The following is a 22015-nucleotide window of genomic DNA, read 5'->3' on the forward strand; positions in this document are numbered from 1 at the left end:
TCATTCGTCGTCATAAACTTCAATTTCATGTAAATACTAAGAATTTTTAGGGCCGATGGAATTAATGTAATTATTCAATTTGATGCCCAGTGAATTGTATTTTTCAATAAGCTCATTGAATTTTTCCTCAGTAATTAGATTTCTTCTATACGCTTTTGTTAGCCATGTTTTTGTTTCAAATAGCGAACCTCTTGAAAAGTAGAGGAAGTTTTTGTGATCTTTGAAATGAAAGCGTCCAAATCCTTCACTGATGTTGGCTGAAATGGAATCAGCTGCATCCAATAACTGTTGGGCTGTTGAGTACTTGTAAAAATGATCCCATTGCGTGACCAAATCGTGGACTTCATCTGCAAGATCCATTGAAATTTGATAAACCTTTAACTCTTCCAGTTTCATTTTCTTTTATAGGTTAATACCATGCCAATTACAACTAATGACGATCAATGACTACCAATGACCATCAATGACTTTTTTCTCAGCTTCTGTCAAAGTACTCCGTGTGCAACAAGTGGTGTGCTTTTTCGCTTAAGGGTTCACCCAAAAATTCTTGGTACAGTTTTTTGATGTACGGGTTTTCATGCGATTTCCGAATGGTTTTACTCTGATCTTCGGAGTAAATTGCCTTCTGACGTTTGCGCAGGATCTCCACGTCGCCATGGTGGTAGGGCTGTCCCCCGCCTCCGATACATCCGCCGGGGCACGACATAATCTCGATGGCGTGAAACTCGCTGGCTCCTGTTTTGATTTCTTCCAGCAATTTGCGAGCGTTGCCCAGTCCATGCGCAATACCAATATTGATCGGCAAGCCGTCAAAGTCGATGGTCGCTTTTCGCAATCCTTCCATTCCGCGCAGTTCTTCAAAATCGAGCCTTTCCAGCGTTTTGCCGGTTTGCAGTTCATAGGCAGTGCGAACGGCTGCCTCAATCACTCCGCCAGTGGTTCCGAAAATGACGCTGGCGCCGGTGGATTCACCCATGGGCTGGTCGAATTCTTCGTCGGGCAAGAATTTAAAATCGATGTTGGCCAGGTTGATGATTTGTGCCAACTCGCGGGTGGTCAGGGCGTAGTCAACGTCCGGATTGCCATCCACCGCAAATTCATCACGGCTGCTTTCGTATTTTTTGGCTACGCAGGGCATGATGGAAACCACCACCAGGTCTTCGCGTTTCACCTGCATTTTGTCGGCAAAATAGGTTTTGGCAATGGATCCAAACATTTGCTGCGGTGATCGGGCTGTCGATGGAATGTCTTTCAACCCAGGGAAATGGTGTTCAAAAAACTTCACCCAGGCCGGGCAACACGAAGTGAGGATAGGTAATTTTACATCTTTGTCGCCTGCCAAAAATTTGTTGAGGCGGCCAAGTAATTCGGTACCTTCTTCCATGATGGTCAAATCGGCAGCAAAGTCAGTGTCAAATACATAGTCGAAGCCCAAGCGGCGCAGGGCTGCGGCCATTTTCCCCGTGACGAGCGTTCCGGCCGGCAAGCCAAATTCCTCGCCTAAAGCTGCCCGAACGGCCGGTGCTGTTTGCACGATTACTGTTTTTGAAGGGTCGGACAGTGCCCGGATCACGGCACCGGTCTGATCCACTTCCGTTAAGGCTCCGGTAGGACAAACGGCCACGCATTGTCCGCAGTAAGTGCATGATGAGTGGTCCAGGTTCATTTCGAAAGCCGGCGAAACGACCGCATGAAATCCGCGGTTGATCATGGAAAGCACACCCACGGTTTGCACTTCGTTGCACATCATTTCGCAGCGTCGGCATAAAATACACTTGTCCATTTCGCGGATGATGGCTGGACTGGTATCTTCGCGGTAGTGCGATTGCTCGCCTTGGTAATGGATTTCCCGGATTCCCAGGTGATGAGCCATGTCCTGCAATTCGCAGTTGCCCGATTTGGCGCAAACCAGGCAGTCGGCAGGGTGATCCGAAAGGATCAATTCCAACACCGTGCGGCGGGCATTGACGGCGCGAATGGAATGCGAGCGGACTTCCATCCCCTCGGCAACTTCGGTGCAGCAAGCCGGAGCCAGGTTTCGCCGTCCGGTAACTTCAACCACGCACACCCGGCAGCCTCCCGGTTTATTTTCAATATTCATATCGTGCAGGTGCATGTGGCAAAGCGTGGGTATGTGAACGCCAATGCTCGATGCAGCTTCTAAAATGCTTGTCCCCTTTTTGACGACCAGGGGTTTTTTATCGATGGTTAAATTTATCATTTCCATAGTTCATGTTCTTTTTTTGCTATTGATGCCCGTTGTCTTATTTTCAACTCTCCGGATGCCTCAGGCGATTTTTATGGCATTGAATTTACATTTTTCGAAGCAGGCGCCACACTTGATGCAAAGGGCCTGGTCGATGTAGTGGGGGCTTCGCTTTTCACCGGAAATGGCTCCAACCGGGCAAATCCGGAAACACAGGGTGCAGCCGGTGCATTGCTCGTCGTCGATGACATATTGCAGCAGCGCTTTGCATTGCCCCGCCGGACATTTGCCTTCTTTCACGTGCGCTTCGTACTCATCCATAAAATTGTCGAGGGTTGAAAGCACCGGGTTGGGTGAGGTTTGTCCCAGTCCGCACAGCGAGGTGTCTTTGATCACATGGCTGAGCATGCGCAGTTTGGTTAAATCTTCGGGGGTTCCGTTTCCGTTGGTAATTTTTTCCAGAATCTCATGCAGGCGCTTGTTTCCGATTCGGCATGGGGTGCATTTGCCACACGATTCTTCCAAAGTGAATTCGAGGTAAAACTTGGCGATTGAAACCATGCAATCATCTTCGTCCATCACAATCATTCCGCCCGATCCCATCATGGAGCCGGCAGCCAGCAGGTTGTCGTAGTCGATGGGCGTGTCCAGGAAATCTTTGGTCAGGCAGCCGCCCGATGGCCCGCCGGTTTGTACCGACTTAAATTGCCGTCCGTTTTTGATGCCGCCGCCAATGTCGTAAATCACTTCGCGCAGCGTGGTTCCCATGGGCACTTCAATTAAACCCACATTGTTTATTTTTCCGGCCAGCGCAAACACTTTGGTCCCTTTCGATTTTTCGGTGCCAATAGTGCTAAACCAAGCTGCCCCTTTGTTGATGATGGGTGGTATGTTGGCAAAGGTTTCCACATTGTTCACGTTGGTTGGTTTGCCCAGGTAGCCCTCCTGCGATGGGAATGGTGGTTTAAAAGTGGGTTCGCCGCGTTTGCCTTCCATGGAATGAATCAGCGCAGTTTCTTCTCCGCAAACAAAGGCTCCTGCACCATAGCGAATTTCAATATCGAAACTGAAGCCGGATCCCAAAATGTTTTCGCCCAGCAAACCAAACTCGCGCGCTTGTTTGAGCGCCGTTTTCAGTCGTTGGATGGCTAGCGGGTACTCGGCCCTGATGTACACCAGCCCTTTGTCGGCGCCAATACAGAAGCCACAAATGGCCATCGCTTCAATCACTGTATGCGGGTCGCCCTCCAAAATGGAGCGGTCCATAAAAGCGCCGGGGTCGCCTTCGTCCGCATTGCAAACCACGTACTTCTGTTCGTTTTCCACCTTTCGGGTGATGTCCCATTTCAGTCCGGTGGGAAAACCGCCACCGCCGCGTCCGCGCAATCCCGAATCCATGATGATCTTGATGGCTTCTTCGGGCGACAATTCATCCAAACATTTACCCAGCGCCGAGTAGCCATCATTTCCAATGTATTCCTCAATATTTTCGGGATTGATAAAACCACAATTTCGCAAAGCAATGCGGACCTGTTTTTTGTAAAAGTCCATGTTTTTGCTTTCCGAAATCTGACTTTTTGTGTTCGGGTCGGTGTATAGCAAACGTTCGACGATCCGGCCTTTCACCACATGTTCGTCGATGATTTCGAGGGTGTCGTCCGGACTCACCGAAACGTAAAAGGTGTTGTCGGGTTGAATTTTAACAATGGGGCCTTGTTCGCAAAACCCGAAGCATCCGGTGTGAATCACCTGGATTTCATTCTCGAGTCCGCGTTCAGCCAGTTGGTTTTGAAAGTTGGTCTTAATCAGTTCGCTTTGGGCAGCTTTGCAGCCAGTGCCTCCGCAAACCAGCAGGTGCATTTTATAGTCAGCCATTCGTTGCGTGGTTTTTATTCGTCAATGGTTTTATAACTCACCGGGATGATCCCATCCACCAGTTCGTTTAACTTGATATGTTTATCGATGATCTCTTGCGCTTTGGCCTTATCTACATAGCCATAGATGACCGGCTGCTTGCCCGGCATGGTCAGTTCAATGGTGGGTTCGGCATAGCAAAACCCCATACATCCGGTTTGGGTAATCAGCGCATCAATCCCTTGATGGTCGAGCTCTTCAATGAAGTAATTCATGGTGTCTTTGGCACCCGAAGCGATTCCGCAGGTCGCCATTGAAACCTTGATTTGAATCAGGTTGTCGGGGTTGTCACCCTTTTCCCTGAGCTTAATTTTGGATTGCACTTCCTCTTTTAGTTTTTTGAGGTCGGCCAGCGATTTTATTTTATTCATCTTTTTTGGGTATTATCTGGTTTCAGTTCTGAAAGTTAAGTCATTTGCTCCTCAAATGTCCGATCATTCAGCCAATTAAAGTCTAATTTTTGTCATTATTCGCTTATTTGAATTTGTTCTAAATTCTCGCGAATCATTTCGTTCAAAAATTTTCGAATTTCCGGTGTTGAAAGCGGTATGCCGTCCAGCTCTTTTTTTATGTCGCGCGTGTCAAACTCAAATTGTCCTTTTGGTGTTTCGTGTGAATATTTTATTTCCGCCTGCTTTTCGTTGGCTGCCAAAATCAGCAAAGTTCCGGCCATGTCGCCTAAAACCGGACGATCAATATGATGAAATCCGAAATTGACCTGGAGTTGCGTGCCTTTATTTTCTTCGGAATGAAGTTGAAAGCTCCCTTCGGTTTGCTCGGCATTTTGTTTAAGCAATGGCAAGCCGAGGCCCACTTTCCTTTTGGTGCGGGAGGTGAAAAAAGGATTGGCTGCCTGCTCTACCTGCTGGGGGCTCATGCCTTTGCCGTTGTCCTCAATCTCCATCTGTAGCAGGTTGTCGTCAGGTTTCTCATGAATACGAATTTCAATCAATCCGGCATTCGCGCGGATCGAATTTTGGGCGATATCGAGGATGTGTAAGGCTAGTTCGTTCATGATTCAATTTTTACAAAGCGGCCGTTTTTTCGATTCAGGGCCCACCGCATCTCCTGAAAAGTGGGTTCATACAAGTAAAATGAAGTGGCGGCAGAGCCAATATCTTCGGTGTAATGTGCGTCAGAAGCCGTGATCAGACTGACATCGGCCGGGATATCGTAACGGTTGCGAATTTCCTGTTCATCAGCAAATTTGGATAGCTGCATGCCATCGATTTTCAGATTGGTGGGCAGGTAGCCTAGCTGACTGTACAAGCTGTTAATCGGCCGGTCGATGTGGGCTGGAATAAACAGGCCATTCAGTTGATGGGTGTATTGCTCGATGGTTTCAATATCGATTCGGAGTGGGCTTCCCAGGTAGTTGGGAAGATGACGGGTGATCTCGTTTTTTTGATTGACCAGCACCTGGTGACCGTGATATTCGGGCCGGTTCGGGATTTCAGGCAAATATTGATCTAAAAACTGCTGGAACTTTCGGCTGGTATAATCATCTTCGAACAAGCAGATGGCATGCACTTCTTCGCGACTGTTCACCTCGCACCCATTCACTACCAACAGGCCGGTTCCCTGGGCTTGTTCCTTGACCATGGCACATTGCGCGGTGGAATTGTGGTCGGTAATGGCCAAAATGTCGATGCCGCGCTCCATGGCCAAACCAACAATTCGGTCGGGACTCATATCCAGGTCAGCGCATGGCGATAACACGGTATGAACATGGAGGTCGGCTCGGAACTTTTTCATTAGCTATCCTTCAACAGGGCGTATAATTTTCCACTCAGTTCAAAGGTCGAATCTGTGGTCGACAATAAGGGAATTTGCTCTTCGTTGCTGTGTTGAATGGTGCTTTTGTGAGGCTGCAATCCTTTGACCAGGATCACGGCTGACAAATCTTTCAGCGAAGCAATGGCCATCACATTTTGATGAACCTGCAGGGTTATCCATGCCTGGTTTTCGCGGGCATTGCCCATCACATCGCTCAGCAAATCGGAGACGTAGGCTCCACTGATTTCGCGGTCGAGACCTTTCTCTCCCGAAATCACCTGTAAGTTCAGTTTTTCAATTAATTCAGAAACCTTCATTTCGTTTTCCTCTTTTGTTACAATCAGCCTGAAACCGTTGTTCTCCCCATTTTTTTTCAACATTGCGGAATGCTTTGGATGTACTGATTTTTCCTTCGTTTTCCCACATTTGTTGCAGAAAAACGCAGTCCGACATCTTGGCGGTTCCGCTCACCATATCTTCGGCCAGTGCCTGGCAGTTTGGTGCTCCGCAGGCGCCACAATCAATGCCCGGTAAAAAGCAAATGATTCGCTGTGCCCGGTTCATTTTTTCGAGCGCCCGTTCGCGGTCCGGATCGAGGCAGAATGCGGGTTTTGGGATGATCTGGTCGGCGATCAATTTTTGTTTCAATTCTTTTGATTCTTTCACAGCCTGCGTGTTTTGCAGTTTCCAGGCCGGGGCATAGCGACGGGCACGTCGTTCCAGCCGTTCCACCGTCAAAAAGCGATTACCGGTCATCATGATGCCGCCGGCGCAGCTTTGGTCGCAGGCCCGCAGCTCCAGGAAATCCAGGTTGGGCACTTCTTCGTTTTCCAGGCGCTCCAAAAAACGGATGACATTGTGAATACCGTCAATGGCCATGCTGCGTTCGCCAAAATGCCTGGCTTCACCGCGGGTCAGGCTCCACAAAATGCCGTCGCGTGTCAGGTTCTGGCGCTGGCTGCTGGTGTCTGGCGCTTCTTTGGTGTCAATGGCTTTCATCACCTTGTTGTACAAGGCGTTCATGTTGATAATACCATCGACAATGGATTCTTTTTCGCCCACCGGACTTTTCACCGAGCTGATTTTGGCATTGCAGGGGGTCACATAAAACAGTCCGATTTCCTCTTCTTTGGCACCTTGTTTTTTTAATTCGCTGATGGCGAAGTGGGCCCCCAAATCGTGTGGCGCTTTACGCCGGATCAGGTTTTCGGTGAGCGACGGGTAGCGAATTTGAATGAGCCGGACAATAGCCGGGCAAAAGGTGGAAATATGCGGGCGGTGTGTAGTCGATTTCCGGCAATACTCCTTGATCGAATTTTTTAAGATTCCAATGGGTTGCTCCACTTCAAAAACATGGGTGAATCCAATTTTCAGCAGAGCCGCATAAATTTGGTCTTCGGTATATTTTTCAGGGAATTGTCCAATCATCACGGCCGGAAACAAAACCACCCGGTATTTGAAAGTTTGAATTTTCTTTAAGTCATCCTGTTCCACATAAATGGCTTTTACCGGGCACGCACGCATGCAATGGCCACAGTCAACACAACGGTCCTCGCGGATCTCGGCCAACCCACCAACCACACGAATGGCTTCGGTCGGACAAACCTTCATGCAGTGCGTACAGCCAATGCATGTTTGCTCGTCAATGGTTAGCGCGTGATATCTTTTGGATGGTGACATTAAAAATAATTAACCATTTTAACTGTTGTTCCCTGGCCAACGGTCGATTCTATCGTTAGCTCATCGGTGTTTTTTTTCATATTAGCCAGCCCCATGCCGGCTCCAAAACCCATTTCCCGCACTTCTTTACTGGCTGTCGAGTAGCCTTCTTGCATGGCCAGCTCAATATCCGGTATTCCCGGGCCTTTATCAATGATTTCTGTCGTTATTTTGTGTGGCTCCATTTGAACCAGAATCCGGCCTTCGTAAGCGTGGGCCACCACATTCACTTCACCTTCATACAGGGCAATGACGATGCTTTTTATGCAGCGGGCATCAATCCCAAGCTGCTTCAGCATCTTTTTCACTTCGCTGGAAGCATGTCCCGCCCACGAAAAATTACCGCCTTCTATGTTGAATTCCAGTTTCATCGTTCGTTAATACACCGGTTTTAACCCTGCCTGATATAAAATACCGCTCGCCTTAAACAAGGTGAAAGGCGATTCGAGCAGGCACAGGTTGTTTTCGCGCGCCAGTTCGAGCATCTCGTCGGTCACCTTCTTGTTCCGAACAAACACAATGAAGCGAATATCGGCCATTTCCGATGTCCGGATCGTTTGCAAATTACACATGCCGGTAATGAGAAGCAGGTGGTCGGTGTCGAGTGTGAGTACATCACTCATGAGATCTGAACTGTAGCCCCGTTCGATGTTGGCCTGGGCATGTTCTTCGCCACAAATGATTTTCGCGTCAAGAAGCTGGCAAATTTTACTGACTTGCATGGTGTTGAAAAGGTTTTTTGCAAATATCATCGAAAACCTTGAATTCAAAGAAAATTTCAGTGGGAATATGATTGGGGAGATAAAATTTAGATTGAATTGAAATAAGGGGTGAAATTTGTAATTTAGCAAACGATGTTACCGGGGAAGGGAACTGAAAGCAATACGATGGATGTGCGAAGCAATTGAACGCCCGCTTGAAGCAACCCAATTGTAACACGAAGCAGACCAGTTGCAAGTTGAAGCAAAGCGATTGTAACTCGAAGCAAGACGATCGTAACTCGAAGCAAACCAATTGTAAGTTGAAGCAACCCGATTGTAAGTTAAAGCAAGACGATTGCAAGTTGAAGCAATAACCAATAACTAATAACCAATAACCAATCGCCATGATCTACGACAACCAGCCTTTTCACTCGGATATGATTGAAAATCCAAATCTTCATCAGAAGATTATTGATGCTTTGCCCATTCCAATTTTTTATCGCGATATCAACGGTATTTACATTGCAACCAACAAGGCGCATGAAAATTTTATCGGTTTGAAAAAGGAAGAAATCATAGGAAAAACCGTGTTCGACGTGCAGCCACGCGACATTGCCGAAATGTATGCCCGCCGCGACCAGGAGCTGGTTGAAAGCCCGGGCGATCAATCGTACGAAACCAAGTTCCGCTTGTCAGACGGTTCCATTCACGATGTCATTTTCAACAAGGCCGTCATCCGGAATGATGAGTCTGAAATCATAGGAATTGTAGGATCGATCATCGACATCACCGATCGCAAAAAAGCTGAGCGCAGGCTCGAGAAGGCCAAGGAGGCTTCGGTCATTGCTTCGGCCATGGTCCATAAAATCCGGGCCGGCATTGTCATTGTCGACAACGAGTTTAAAGTCATTGATTCCAACGAAGGTTTTGCCAAACTGTTCGGGCAGGAATTGGAAGAGTTGTACGAAACCATTCCCGGCTTGCAGGGAGCCGATTTGCAGGAGCTGATTCCGGAAGTGGTGTTTAAAATGTTTGCTTCGTTGATGACTTCGGGCGAAAACATGCTGGAGCGCGACTTGAGAATTCAAAACAAACTGTTGCATATTTCTGTCATCACCATATACAAAAACCGGGTTGTTGGAGCGCTGATCCGCGATATGTCGGCTCCGTCGCTGGTTCGCGAAGAAATCATCAGCCGTACCCAGCGTGTGAATAGAAAAAATCTGGAGACCGTGCAGAAAATCGCTTTTCTTTTGGGTGAAAATGCCTCACAAACCGAGGAGTTGCTCAACTCAATTATCCAATCGTATAAATATGAGGAGGACGACAACTGATGGCCGATTACCATTTTGATGTTGATATTCAGCAGAAGCTGCACCACGGCGAGGTGGTGTGTGGCGACGTTTTTTACACCCGTCGCATCAAGGAAGAGGGGCGGGTGATCCTGGTTTTGTCCGATGGAATTGGGCATGGCGTGAAGGCGAATGTGCTGGCGACCTTGACCGCTTCCATGGCATTGAATTATGCTTCGCTGCACACCCAGCCTGATGTGGCGGCCAATGTGTTTATGCGAGCCTTACCCCGGAGCAGTGATGGCAAGGAAAGCTATGCGACCTTCACCATTATCGAGATTGAAGTGGGAGGAATGGTACGCATTGTGAATTACGACAATCCACCAACCTTGATTTTCCGAAACGGCGAGCTGTTTGCCCCGCGCGAAATAGAAGTGAATATTCGTGGGGCGGAGAATGTGGGCAAAATTCTTCGGATCCGCGAGTTTAAACCAGTCAAGGGCGATCGCATTTTGTTTATGACCGATGGCGTTGTGCAAAGTGGACTTGGGGGAAAACGCTATCCGATGGGCTGGGGACTCGAGCAGGTAAAATTATTTGCGCAGGGACAGATTGCCCGGGAGACGGAGATTTCGGCTACCCGCCTGGCTCGTAAGATTCTCAATCAAGCAGCGATGAACGATGCTTTTGAGATGAAGGACGATACCAGTTGTGGTGTGGTTCATTTTCGTCAGCCGCGCGAGTTCATGCTGATTACCGGCCCGCCGTTCTATAAAATTAAAGATACCGACTTTGTGAAACGGGTAACGGAATTTCCGGGAAAGAAGATTATTTGTGGTGGCACTACCGCCGAGATTATTGCCCGCGAGCTCGATCTGGAAGTCAATATTCAGCATCGTTTTGGTTATGCCGAGGCGGCCATCCCGCCGGCGGCCGACATGCAGGGGTTTGAAATGGTGACTGAAGGTGTGCTGACCATGGGGAAGGTGGAGGAGATTTTGGAAACCTACACCGGCGAAACACGCTTGGGCAGTAGTCCGCCCGAAGAGGTGGTGAAGCTGTTGCTGGATCACGATATCATCCACATCATTGTTGGTACCCGCATCAACTGGGCACATCAGGATCCGGATCAACCGATGGAACTGGAGATCCGCAAGTTTGTGGTCAAGCGGATTGTGCGACTGCTTGAAGAACGGTTTCTGAAGAATGTGACCGTCGAGTTGGTCTAGAAGTCGCGTCCTTTGCGATGCAGGTCACCCGAGGACAAACAAAAACTAAAAGGAGCATGCAAAATATCAAACTCTTGCTTATGGAGCAGGTCAACAAAATTCTGGATGAGCGGATTGAAACAGCAAAACGTTCGATCCGATTTGCAATAGAGTCGCGCGACAGCGATACCAAAAGCAGCGCCGGCGATAAGTACGAAACCGGGCGGGAGATGGCGCAACAAGAGTTGAATAAATACCAGGCTCAATTGGCCAAAATCAGCGGCTTGAAAAATGATTTGAACCGAATCAACCCGGAGGACAGGCACGACAAAGTCGGTTTTGGAAGTTTGGTCTTGACAAGTTGCGGAAACTACTTTTTATCGGTTCCGATGGGCAAAATCTCCGTTCAGCAGAAGGATATTTATTCTATTTCCATGGTGTCGCCGATTGGGCAGTTGTTGAAGGGGAAAATGGAGGGAGAACAGTTTCTGTTTCAAGGCAAGATTCAGGTTATTCAAACCATTCTTTAAGCAGCCTAAAGTTATGGGCGGGAATCCCCGACTAAATATCACTATCTTTGCGGCATGTTGAAAAATCAGAAAAACATTCTGGAAAAATTGGGGATTGAGGCGCTGAATGCCATGCAGCAGGAAGCGCAACACGCCATCCATTCCAAGTCCGAAATCGTCATTTTGTCGCCCACCGGAACGGGAAAAACCCTGGCTTTTTTATTGCCCTTGATTGCGGGATTGGATCGAAGCTGTAACGAAATTCAGGCTCTAATCATTGCGCCGTCGCGTGAGTTGGCCATTCAAATTGAACAGGTAACCCGCGAGATGGGCGCCGGTTTCAAAACAAATGCGGTGTATGGCGGAACTTCCTTTTCGAAAGACAAGCTGGAGCTGAAACACCGGCCGGCGATTTTAATCGGAACTCCCGGCCGGGTGGCTGACCACTTGCGTCGGCAAACCTTTTCGACTGGCGACATCAAAACGCTGGTGCTCGACGAATTCGACAAGTCGCTGGAAATTGGCTTTGAAGCCGAAATGAGCGAAATTTTGCTGGCTTTGCCCATGCTGGAGAAAAAGATTCTGACTTCGGCAACTCAAAAGATAGCCATCCCGTCGTTTGCCGGCCTGAAAAAGCCTGCGTACATCAACTTTTTGGGAGACAGCCGATCGCAGCTGAAAATCAAGCGAATTCTTTCGCCCGATAAAGACAAGCTGGAAACGCTGGTTGATGCGCTTTGCCACCTTGGAAATCAGCCAGGTATTATTTTCTGCAACTTTAAGGAAACCATTCAGCGGGTGAGCGATTTTTTGACGGAAAAGAAGATTCCGCACGGTTGCTTTTACGGTGGCATGGAGCAAATTGACCGGGAGCGGGCGCTCATTCAATTTAGAAATGGCACCCACCAGTTGTTAATTGCGACGGATTTGGCTGCCCGCGGGCTGGACATTCCGGAGATCAAGTTTATTATTCATTATCAGCTTCCCGGGCGAAAAGATGAATTTACGCATCGCAATGGACGAACCGCGCGGATGTTTAACGACGGGACCGCCTACGTTTTGCAATGGGAAAAAGAAGAATTGCCCGATTTTATTGGATCACCTGGAATTGAACGCCTCCAAAAGGCGCCGTTGCCAGCGGTTTCGGTTTGGACCACGTTATATGTTTCGGGCGGACGGAAAGATAAAATTTCGAAAGGGGACTTGGCTGGCCTGTTCTTTAAACAAGGTCATCTTGGTAAGGATGAATTGGGTACGATTGAGTTGAAACAAGATTGCGCTTTTGTTGGCGTTCATGCCTCCAAAGCCAAGCAGCTGATCAAACTTTTGGATAATAGTAAATTAAAAAATAAGAAGATTCGGGTGAGTCAGGCAAGCTAATCACCGGATTTTCTTTATTATTGAAAAAAATTGTTGTAACCTTCCAAACCAAAACTTAACAGGCCATGAAAAGTGTTTTCTTTTTGCTGATATTTTTGTCGATTTTGTCCTGTGCTCCCGCAAAAAAGCAATCCGCTTCCATTCATATCAACACGATCGGTTTTCTTCCTGACGCCGCGAAAAAAGCAAGCCTGACTGGCGAAGCCGGCCAATTTTTTGTGAAGGAAGCCGCAACCAACGAGCTTGTTTTTGAAGGAACAGCCCGTGGACCGTTTTCACAGGATGATGTGGATCAGGATGTTTGGATTGCTGATTTTTCGACTTTCACAAATCCCGGCAAATTTTATCTTGAACTTCCTGATGGCGCTCGTTCTGTGGAATTTGAAATCGGTAACGACGTTTACAAACCGGCTTTTTACACCAGCATGCGGGCGTTTTATTTGTGGCGTTGCGGCATGGCAGTGGAAGGAACCCACAACGGACAACATTTCGCCCACAACGCTTGTCATTTGGAAGATGGCTATGAAGATTATCTGGGCAAAGCCGATAGCCGGCGTGATGGAACCGGTGGCTGGCACGATGCCGGCGACTACGGCAAATACACGGTCAATGCCGGAATTACCGTGGGCATGCTGTTTATGGCCTGGGAGCAGTTTCAACACCAATTGGAACCCATCGCGCTCGATTTGCCGGAAACCGCAGTCGGATTTCCCGATTTTCTGAAAGAACTAAAATGGGAAACCGATTGGCTCCTGAAAATGCCGTATCCGGATGGCTCAGGTCGGGTTTCCCACAAGCTGACGCGAACGAATTTTGCCCCATTTATCAAAGCGCACGAAGATCAGGAAAAACGGTTTTTTACCGAATGGAGCTCGGCTGCTACGGCTAGTTTTGTCGCAGTAATGGCCCAGGCCGCGCGTTATTTCAAACCCTATGATGAGGCTTATGCCGCCCAATGTCTGGATGCTGCCATCCTGAGTTACCAGATTCTGAAGGCCAATCCGGAACATAAGCGCTTTGAGCAAGGTGATTTTAAAACCGGTGGCTACCAGTCGGCTGATGTGGACGACCGCTTGTGGGCCGCCGCCGAGCTGTGGAAAACAACCGGAGACGCTGAGTATTTGCACGATTTTGAACAAGGTGCTACGGCAATGGACTTCAAAATAGACGAAAATTGGGACTGGAGCGACGTGTCAAACCTGGGCATGTTTGCTTATGTATTGTCCGAAAGGGGAGGGCAGAACCCCGAAATCGTTGAAAAACTCAAACAAAATATTTTGGCTGTTGCCGACCAGATCGTGGAACAAGGCGATGCCGATGTGTATGGTCGTCCGTTGGGTGGCCGCTACTACTGGGGGTGCAATGGAACGGTGGCCCGCCAGGTGATGAACCTGCAAACAGCTTTTCGTATTTCACCTGATGAAAGCTATCGCGAAACGGCACTTGATGCCATTGGTCATTTGTTTGGCCGCAACTATTACAATCGTTCGTATGTCACTGGCTTGGGTGCCAATCCGCCGCTGTATCCGCACGACCGAAACTCGGGATCGGACGAAGTTGAGCACCCCTGGCCCGGCTATTTGGTAGGCGGCGGGCATTCGGCAACAGGATGGAAGGATGAGCAGGAAGACTTTGCAACCAACGAAATTGCCATTAACTGGCAAGCTGCTTTGGTGTATGCCCTGGCTGGTTTTGTAGAAAATTAGTGCAGGTTTTGCCTAAAAATAGAAAAGGCTTTGAACAACGCGTTCAAAGCCTTTTCAGGTATTATTTATATTTAGTTACAATAAGCCAATTTATACCATCGGATATTTTTTGAAAACCTCTTCTGATTTCATCAGAATATCGACGTATTGGGCACGCTGGTAGGCAAATGGATCTTTGAGATTTTTCCGCGACAATTTTCCGCGGAAATCATCCAGCGACTTATAGCCCTTGGCATCCATCCAGTCGGCCAGTTCGCGCAGCACTTTTTCAACAAAAGGTGGCTGGTTACGGTAAATGGCTGAAACCACCTGAACCACGTCAGCTCCCGCAAGCAACATTTTGATCACATCTTTGGAATCGGAGATTCCGCGGCTGGCACAAACGCTGGCGTCAATGTTGCCGTAAAGCAAGCCGGCATAACGCAACGAAAGCTGGTGATCTTTGGCTTGACTCAAATCCCAGGGGTAATGGAACAGTTCTTCTTCAATGTCGATATCCGGCTGGAAAAAGCGGTTGAAAAGAACATAGCCGTCAACGCCAACTTCATCAAGCTTTTTAATAAAATTCAAGGTGTTGGTATAAAATGGGCTGAGCTTGACGCTCACCGGAATTTTTACCGCCTTTTTAATGTTTTCTACAATGAGTATTTGTTTTTCTTCGATGCCTGAACCGCTCACTTCAAAATAACCCGGATTGGCATACAGGTTAACCTCCAGGGCATCAACGCCGGTTTTTTCCAGTTCCTTGGCATACTCAACCCAAGAGGTTTCATAAATCGCATTTAAACTGGCGATGACAGGAACCGAAGAATTCTGTTTGAGTGTTTTTACGTTGAACAGGTGTTCTTTAGGCCCGGCATGTTCCAGGTCGGGAAAAATGCTGGTCATTTCTGCGTGACGCTCTTCATACTCGTGCAATTCATCTTCAAACTGAAGCGATTCCAGTTGGATTTGTTCTTCAAACAAAGATTTGTAGACAATCGCCGCAATTCCTGCTTCTTCGAGTTGCTTAATCACGTCGGGTTTGTTGACCAGGTTGCTGGCTCCTAAAATTAATGGGTTCTTGAGTTTAAGCCCCATGTAGCTAGTTGATAAGTCTGCCATAATATTGATTTTACAGGTTATTTTCTGTTACTTAAACTACGAAAGTTCTTTTTTTGTTCATGTCAGCAAAAACAAAGAAGCAACGATGGTTCAAATTATTTTCTGTCGAATGTTGGCTCCTTTGTGGAAGAAAAACCGGGCAACGATCAAGTTCTGAAAGGGGCACGCCAATTCATATTCAGTTGATCAACAGAGGTGCTGGCCTTGATGTGCATCTCGGCAGGCCGCTATTTCCAAAAGCGGCTGATGGCAATTTCCGCAGCCAAAAATAGCAGGCAGAGTGCCAGAAATAGTTTCCAAAGTTCAACTCCGTCGTTGGCTTCCTGAAGCTGTGCCGCAAAATTGGCTTCATTTCCATCGACCAGGTTAAAGGTTTGCTGGTTGGTTTGTTCAAGGGCTTGCTGCAACTGGGTGGCTGTGAGTTGCGGTGACAGCGACTCCTGCCGGTTGAAGTTGAAGGCCAGCGTTTTCGTTTCGTCCTCGTTTAGCCTCAGTTGGTAGAAACCGGCCTGGCTGATGATGTTGTGCAAGTCAATGCGAACTTGATTGGCATACTGATTCATCACGGGCACCTGAATCGATTCGTCGCTGTCCAGTGCCTTGATCGTCATGTTTGTCCCAGTTGCAACGGATTCATTTGCAGGAAGTGTTAGGGTCAGGTTGCTGGCAATTTCGTACTGAATTTCCTGCGGATCGAAGCTATTTAGGGCAATGTTGTACACCAGAGGAACAAAAATGGCCTGCCGGCTAAAATCGGTGATTTCTTCGTCCAGCGGAAAACTGAAACTGACGAGGCGTCCCAAACCGGATTGAAAGTCGGACACAGCCGGCTGCCTGTTGTTGAAACCGACTACCTGAGATTGTGTGCTTTCGATGGTCGAAGAAAACCGATAGCTGGAACGAACCACGGGTAGTTCGAGGTTCGTTTTTTCGTTGAGGAAAACCTGCTCCATCAGCGGATGCCTGTAGCTGACTGACTCCATGCGCAGGGTGGATGAGTCGGTCCCCAAAATCAGGTTAGTGTGGAGTCTTCCAAAGAGCTCATTGTAAGAGTCGATATTGGCATTTGCTCCGGGAAACAGGGCCAGCGAGCCTCCGCCACGCACAAACTGGCTCAGAGCACTGATCAGGCCAGAGCTGAGCTCGTCCAGGTTCAGCAGGTAAATACACTGAAAATTCTGGAACTGGCTGATTTGGGTTTGTTTGTCCGTTGTTTTTTCAAAATCGATATTCTCATCATTTAAAAAGAGAGCCTGTAATTTGTCCACTGCCGGATCGTTGGCTTCCGAAATGGCCAGTACCCGGTTTTTGTCGCGAACTTCATAGCTAAAGAAAAACTGGTTGTCGTACACAATCGGGTAGTCGTCGAGCTCGACCAGGCCCCGGTGTGTGCCCGTTCGGCTATTTTTGTAAACTAACTCCAGTACCTGGCTTTTTTCGGCCTCGATACTGATATTGTTGATGGCTTTGATGGTATCATTGATCTTGAGGCGGATTGGAATATTCTGATAGTTTTGGTTGGAACGGTTTTGAATACGGGCAAAAAGCTTTTCTTCACGGTTTTTTTTACGCCCCGGCGTTTCAAACCAGCAACTGTCAATGAGCAGGTTATTGCTGGTGGGGCTACCTATCGGAATCAGAAAAGTTTGAAAGTTGCTGTCGTTTTCCATTTCTGAAAAATCAGTCCAATGGGCCTGGAAATCGGAAATCAGATAGATTATTTTTTCTGATTTCACTTGCTGCTTGATCAGGTTGTTTCTCAACAGGCTATGGGCATTCGACAGGCTGATCGAAGCCGGATTCTCCCGAACAGTCCCCAGTTGGCTGATGAGTTGGCTGGGATTGAGCAGTTGTTGCTGCTCAGGTAGATTTTGGTTGGTCAGCAGCAAAAAGCTGGTTCCCGGCCCGTAGCTGTTGGCAATGCTGATGGCTTTGTTTTTCGCCTGCTCAAGCAATAGGCCGTTTTCCGATTCATTCTTCATGCTGAAAGAATTATCAATATACACACCAACCACTTTCCGGGCTGATGTGCGGTCTTGTTTGTTGGTGGGCAAGTAGGGTTGCGCAAAAACAAAAACCAGGGCAACAATGGCCAAAATACGGCTGATGAGAATCAGCAGCTGTTTCAGGTTACTCTTCTTTTTTGTCTCTTCTTTAATCGCTTTTAAAAAACTAACCTGGCTGAAATAAACGGTTTTGTAGCGTTTGAAATGGAGGAAATGGATGAGAATGGGAATGCTGATGAATACAAGTGCCGGTAAAAATTCGGGATAGATAAACCTCATTTCAATTGCTTAAGGATTGAAGACCAAAATTAATGGATTTGTTTAATCTCTGAAATTAATTTTCTACTTCTGTTTAGCGTGTTGCAAACTTGTAAGATTGTTTATTATATTTCAGCCAAGATTAAACAAAGTTGCTTTCACAGTGTTTAGCTTATTAATTTTAGAAGCTCGCCAAAAGATGAAAGGAAAATTGAAACACCGGAAAAGTGATGAAAATTCACTGTGATGAGAGCCGTAGCTGGGCGTTTCAAACAGGAGCCAATCATGGGCGAGTTCCATCGAAAAACTATTTAGAAGAAAATTCTGGAGATGAACTTTTATACAATCAAAGATTTAGAAACATTGTCGGGCATCAAAGCGCACACCATTCGTATTTGGGAAAAACGCTATGGTTTGCTCGAGCCCGAGCGTACGACGACCAACATTCGTTACTACAGCGATGACGAACTGCGAAAGCTGCTGAATGTTTCGATGCTGGTGAAACATGGTTATAAGATTTCGAAAGTCTCGGTTTTTGATTCGGAGCAGATTCAGCAAGAAGTTCTCAAACTGAATGAGAAATCGCTGTCGTCGCAAGGGGTGATCGACCAATTGATTGTTTGCATGGTCAATTTTGATCATCGCAGTTTTGAAGATTTGCTCGAACAGCAAATTGAGAAACTGGGCTTCGAAGAAACCTTTATGACTGCTGTGTTTCCATTATTTGAGAAGATTGGCCTTTACTGGCAGATTGGTTCCATTTTTCCGGCGCAGGAGCATTTCGTATCCAACATCACGCGTCATCTACTTGTCCGCGCCAGCGCTGCTTATGCCAATCATGATGCTTCTGCTTCAGTCTTGTTTTTTCTGAAAGAAGGAGAGTTGCACGAACTAAGCTTGCTGTTTTATCAATTTCTGGCACTTAAAGCCGGATATAAAACCATTTATTTGGGGCAAAACGTACCATTTGAGGATTTGACAAAGTTGGACGGGCTGCAGGAGATCGACCGGGTATTTACTGCTTTTATCAATGGTATTGAGGCTGCTGAGCTTGAGGAGTATATTCAAAAGATGAGTGTGGTTTTCAAACGAAAAAAGGTGTTTGTCACCGGAGCCCAGATCGCGCTGCTTAAGCCCAAATTGCCTTCGAACTTTAAGGTGGTCGCCGATGTTCGCGCGTTCAAAAAGTATTTTGGTTCTTTGGGCGATTAAATCAAAAAAAATGGTTTTCGTGTGGCCACCTTTTGGCCGGATGAGATGGTTTAAGCTTGTTTGCTACGCTATTCTTTTGCTGTTTCTGACGCTCTGTTAAAAGGGAGCCGGAAGCTGAAGGTGGTGCCTTTTCCGACTTCAGATTGAACCTGGATGTTGCCACCCATTAGTTCCACAATTTTTTTTGAGATCGATAAGCCCAATCCGGTGCCGCCGTAGTTTCTGGAAAATGACTCTTCGGCTTGCCGAAACCGATCGAAGATGCTTTCTTGCTTTTCGGGCTTGATACCGATGCCTGTATCAGAAACGAAGAAACTGATCTGTTCGTCGGTTAGTTCCGCTATTCCGAAGCAAATTTCACCAGCGTTGGTGAATTTGACCGCATTGCTCAGCAGGTTCATGAAAATCTGGCTAAAGCGAACCTGATCGGTGCGAATCTGGATGTTGCTGTTCGGCGACACAATTCGGAGTTGAATATGTGATTTCTCGTTTTCGATGAGGCGTTGCTGAAACATGAGGTGCAAATCCTGGAGCAAACGATTAATTTCCACTTCCCTCGGATACATTGTCAATTGTCCTGTTTCCAGTTTCGAGATGTCTAAAATGTCGTTGATGATTTGCATCAGATTCTCGCCACTTTGTTTCAAAATAGATGAAAACTCCTTTTTGCTCTCGCGATCCAGCGTGTCATCGTCAACCAGCAGATTGGTAAAACCGAGGATGGCATTCATCGGTGTACGAATTTCGTGACTCATGTTAGCCAGGAACGAGGTTTTTAAGCGGTCGCTTTCTTCTGCTTTTTCCTTGGCCTGTTGCAAGTCTGCCGTAATTCTTTTCTTTTCGGTGATATCTTCCTTGGCGCCCAGCAAATGGGTGATTTTTCCGTTTTCATCCACAATTGAAGAAATCACAGCGCTTTCCCAGAAAAGTTCGCCGTTCTTTTTACGGTTTTCAAATTCACCTTGCCAGTCTTTTCCCGCTAAAACGGTTTGCCAAAGTTCCTTGTAGAATTCGTTCGAATGCCTGCCGGATTTTAGAATCGAAGGTTTTTTTCCAATCACTTCCTCTGCCGTATATCCTGAAGTCTCGGTAAACTTTGGGTTGACGTAATTGATCGTTCCGTCCGGATCGGTAATGACAATACTCACCGGGCTTTGTTCGGTTGATTTGCTCAACAGCTGCAGCTGGCTTTCTGCTTCTTTTTGACCGGTGATGTCCTGAACAATGGCATGCAGGTATATTTTTCCTTTAAACACAATTTTGCTGGTAAAAACTTTCACATTTCGAGTGGAGCCATCGGCCAGCTTGTGTTGGTATTCGCTTTGCTGATTGGTGCTTCTCTTATTGCTGGTCAGCTGCTGTTCGAGTCCCCCGCCGGTTCGCAGAAATAGATCGGAGACATTCATTTTTTTCATTTGCTTGCGCGAGTAACCATAGAATTTTCGGGCGGCCCGGTTGGCGTTGGCAATGTCGCCGGTGTATAAATCAATCAACAACTTCATCGCCGAATCGTTCTCAAACAAGTTTTTATAGCCTTTTTCGCTTTTTTTCAGGGCTTCGAGCGTTTCTACTGATTCGGTAATGTCCTGGTTGATACCGCGCAACCGAACGAGTTTTCCCATGTTGTATTCCGGGATAATCCGGTTCATGATCCACTTGTATTGGCCGTCGGGCGTGACAATCCGAAAACGAATGTCGATGGAACTTTTTCTTTTGCTGATGAGCTCTTCTCCATGGGCCAGTTGATCAAGGTCATCGGGATGGACAATGCTTCGAAGCAGCCTGTAGCTGGCTTTTTGTTTGTATGGCTCCAGTCCAAAGAGACGGTACAAGTTTTCAGACCAGCTTATTTTTTTCTTTCGCAGGTCGAATTCCCAGTGCCCCATGCCGGCAATTTCCTGTGACTCTTTCAGCGATCGTTCACTGCGCTGAAGCTGTCGCTGCAAGTCCCGTTCGGCGGTTTGGTCTCTGAAAACCAGCACCACCCCTTTGATGTCGCCATTTTCATCGCGAATGGGTGCTCCACTATCGGCCACAGGGATTTCATTCCCTTGCCGGGTGATGAGCAGCGTGTGGTTGGCCAGGCCAACGATGGCACCCTTTGCCAGCACTTTTTCAACCGGGCACGCAACTTCGTTTCTGCTACTTTCGTTGATGATGTGAAATACTGATTTGACTGGCTTGCCTAAAGCTTCCGCTTCGTTCCACCCGGTTAATTGTTCGGCAATGGGGTTCATAAAGTTGATGATTCCCGAGTTGTCGGTGGTAATTACGGCGTCGCCAATGCTGTTCAGCGTTGTCCGGTAGCGTGTTTCGCTTTCTCTGATTTTGGTTTCTGCGCCAATTCTGTTGACCTCATTCCGGAGCAACAAGCCCATCAGTAGTGTTGCTCCGGGAAAAATCAGCAGGACGGGAATCCAGATTTGCGAAATTACAGGCCAGGCCGATTCCCATGGTAATAGCAATTGACTGAGCAGCATGCCGATGTGGGTCATCACTCCCATCAGGAGTAAGTGAATTCGGCTGATATTTTCGGGCTTGTTTTTGTATAAGCGTCGAAAGATGAGTCCAGTCAGGGCCGAAATGACGATGGTTGCTCCACCAGCCCAAATTCCCGCTCCCCCAAGATATAACCGGTAAATCAAGGCCAGCAGGGCTGCAATTGCGGAAACGATGCCACCTCCAAAAAGTCCGGCAAGCGATAGCACAATCGACCGGCCATCGTAGATAATGCCCGGCTCGTATCTGACAGGCATGTTCATTCCAATAATAGTGATGGCACCAAAAAGCAAGCCGGCTATCACTTTAAAGTGATATTTTTCAGCGCCCAGTTTCCTGAACAAAAAGCTGTATAAGACAGTCAGGGCAATGAGCAGGCTTGAATTTAGCAGGAGGTCAGTGATCATGATTTTTGGTCTCCGTCGGTTTTGTCGATTCCGTCAGTTTTTTACTCGTAATTGTGCTATTTGCATTGTTTACGCATCGAAGATAGCATTTTTTTTATTTCAACATAAGGGATATTCT

19 protein-coding genes are annotated in these 22015 nt (G+C 47.3%); 6 read left to right on the forward strand and 13 right to left on the reverse strand.

From position 1 onward, the window contains the following. Nucleotides 1–36 precede the first annotated feature (36 nt). From NC99_RS05155 to NC99_RS05200, 10 genes are all read right to left on the reverse strand, one after another. On the reverse strand, nucleotides 37–396 hold the full coding sequence (locus NC99_RS05155) for a four helix bundle protein (protein WP_053180550.1): 360 nt from the start codon (nucleotides 394–396) through the stop codon (nucleotides 37–39). Between the two features lie 79 nt (nucleotides 397–475). Continuing rightward, complete coding sequence (locus NC99_RS05160; protein WP_053180552.1) at nucleotides 476–2227, reverse strand: NADH-dependent [FeFe] hydrogenase, group A6; 1752 nt, start codon at nucleotides 2225–2227, stop codon at nucleotides 476–478. A gap of 60 nt (nucleotides 2228–2287) precedes the next feature. Next, a complete protein-coding gene (locus NC99_RS05165) occupies nucleotides 2288–4081 on the reverse strand; it encodes an NADH-quinone oxidoreductase subunit NuoF (protein ID WP_053180553.1) in 1794 nt (597 codons plus the stop codon). A 14-nt stretch (nucleotides 4082–4095) separates the two neighbouring features. Continuing rightward, nucleotides 4096–4491: a (2Fe-2S) ferredoxin domain-containing protein gene (locus NC99_RS05170; RefSeq protein WP_053180555.1), complete on the reverse strand. Its 396-nt coding sequence runs from the start codon at nucleotides 4489–4491 to the stop codon at nucleotides 4096–4098. A 95-nt stretch (nucleotides 4492–4586) separates the two neighbouring features. Then, a complete protein-coding gene (locus NC99_RS05175) occupies nucleotides 4587–5135 on the reverse strand; it encodes an ATP-binding protein (RefSeq protein ID WP_053180557.1) in 549 nt (182 codons plus the stop codon). Then, the gene (locus NC99_RS05180; RefSeq protein WP_053180559.1) at nucleotides 5132–5875 is read right to left on the reverse strand and encodes a PHP domain-containing protein; all 744 of its coding nucleotides are present in this window, start codon (nucleotides 5873–5875) and stop codon (nucleotides 5132–5134) included. Before NC99_RS05180 ends, NC99_RS05175 begins: the two co-directional genes overlap by 4 nt. Continuing rightward, a complete protein-coding gene (locus NC99_RS05185; RefSeq protein WP_053180561.1) occupies nucleotides 5875–6213 on the reverse strand; it encodes a DRTGG domain-containing protein in 339 nt (112 codons plus the stop codon). Before NC99_RS05185 ends, NC99_RS05180 begins: the two co-directional genes overlap by 1 nt. Beyond that, nucleotides 6200–7576, reverse strand: a complete 1377-nt coding sequence (locus tag NC99_RS05190) for a [Fe-Fe] hydrogenase large subunit C-terminal domain-containing protein (protein ID WP_053180563.1) — start codon at nucleotides 7574–7576, stop codon at nucleotides 6200–6202. The genes NC99_RS05185 and NC99_RS05190 overlap by 14 nt, the downstream gene beginning before the upstream one ends. Then, nucleotides 7576–7986 carry an ATP-binding protein gene (locus tag NC99_RS05195; RefSeq protein ID WP_053180566.1) on the reverse strand — a complete coding sequence of 137 codons (411 nt, stop codon included), beginning with the start codon at nucleotides 7984–7986 and terminating at the stop codon, nucleotides 7576–7578. Before NC99_RS05195 ends, NC99_RS05190 begins: the two co-directional genes overlap by 1 nt. Nucleotides 7987–7992: 6 nt before the next feature. After that, nucleotides 7993–8367 (reverse strand): hypothetical protein, encoded by a 375-nt coding sequence (locus NC99_RS05200; RefSeq protein WP_239684413.1) that lies wholly within the window; start codon nucleotides 8365–8367, stop codon nucleotides 7993–7995. 353 nt (nucleotides 8368–8720) lie between these two features. Between NC99_RS05200 and NC99_RS05205 the strand changes: the two genes are divergently transcribed. From NC99_RS05205 to NC99_RS05225, 5 genes are all read left to right on the forward strand, one after another. Next, nucleotides 8721–9650 (forward strand): PAS domain-containing protein, encoded by a 930-nt coding sequence (locus NC99_RS05205; protein WP_053180570.1) that lies wholly within the window; start codon nucleotides 8721–8723, stop codon nucleotides 9648–9650. Then, nucleotides 9650–10837 (forward strand): SpoIIE family protein phosphatase, encoded by a 1188-nt coding sequence (locus tag NC99_RS05210; protein ID WP_053180572.1) that lies wholly within the window; start codon nucleotides 9650–9652, stop codon nucleotides 10835–10837. Before NC99_RS05205 ends, NC99_RS05210 begins: the two co-directional genes overlap by 1 nt. Nucleotides 10838–10893: 56 nt before the next feature. Next, complete coding sequence (locus tag NC99_RS05215) at nucleotides 10894–11346, forward strand: 3-oxoacyl-ACP synthase (RefSeq protein WP_157624479.1); 453 nt, start codon at nucleotides 10894–10896, stop codon at nucleotides 11344–11346. A gap of 54 nt (nucleotides 11347–11400) precedes the next feature. Beyond that, nucleotides 11401–12705: a DEAD/DEAH box helicase gene (locus tag NC99_RS05220; protein WP_053180577.1), complete on the forward strand. Its 1305-nt coding sequence runs from the start codon at nucleotides 11401–11403 to the stop codon at nucleotides 12703–12705. A gap of 65 nt (nucleotides 12706–12770) precedes the next feature. Next, a complete protein-coding gene (locus NC99_RS05225; RefSeq protein ID WP_053180579.1) occupies nucleotides 12771–14411 on the forward strand; it encodes a glycoside hydrolase family 9 protein in 1641 nt (546 codons plus the stop codon). A 90-nt stretch (nucleotides 14412–14501) separates the two neighbouring features. Here the strand turns inward: NC99_RS05225 and NC99_RS05230 are convergent, their stop codons facing one another. Both NC99_RS05230 and NC99_RS05235 read right to left on the reverse strand, forming a co-directional pair. Beyond that, a complete protein-coding gene (locus tag NC99_RS05230) occupies nucleotides 14502–15515 on the reverse strand; it encodes a dihydroorotate dehydrogenase-like protein (RefSeq protein ID WP_053180581.1) in 1014 nt (337 codons plus the stop codon). A gap of 227 nt (nucleotides 15516–15742) precedes the next feature. Then, the gene (locus tag NC99_RS05235; protein ID WP_053180583.1) at nucleotides 15743–17800 is read right to left on the reverse strand and encodes a BatA domain-containing protein; all 2058 of its coding nucleotides are present in this window, start codon (nucleotides 17798–17800) and stop codon (nucleotides 15743–15745) included. Nucleotides 17801–18109: 309 nt separating this feature from the next. Between NC99_RS05235 and NC99_RS05240 the strand changes: the two genes are divergently transcribed. Next, nucleotides 18110–18991, forward strand: coding sequence for a MerR family transcriptional regulator (locus NC99_RS05240; RefSeq protein ID WP_053180586.1), 882 nt, complete (start codon nucleotides 18110–18112; stop codon nucleotides 18989–18991). A gap of 68 nt (nucleotides 18992–19059) precedes the next feature. Here NC99_RS05240 and NC99_RS05245 read toward each other — a convergent pair whose 3' ends face one another. Beyond that, a complete protein-coding gene (locus tag NC99_RS05245) occupies nucleotides 19060–21897 on the reverse strand; it encodes a PAS domain S-box protein (RefSeq protein WP_053180588.1) in 2838 nt (945 codons plus the stop codon). Nucleotides 21898–22015: the final 118 nt, after the last annotated feature.

The sequence above is a fragment of the Sunxiuqinia dokdonensis genome (genome assembly GCF_001270965.1).
Taxonomy (GTDB): Bacteria; Bacteroidota; Bacteroidia; order Bacteroidales; family Prolixibacteraceae; genus Sunxiuqinia; species Sunxiuqinia dokdonensis.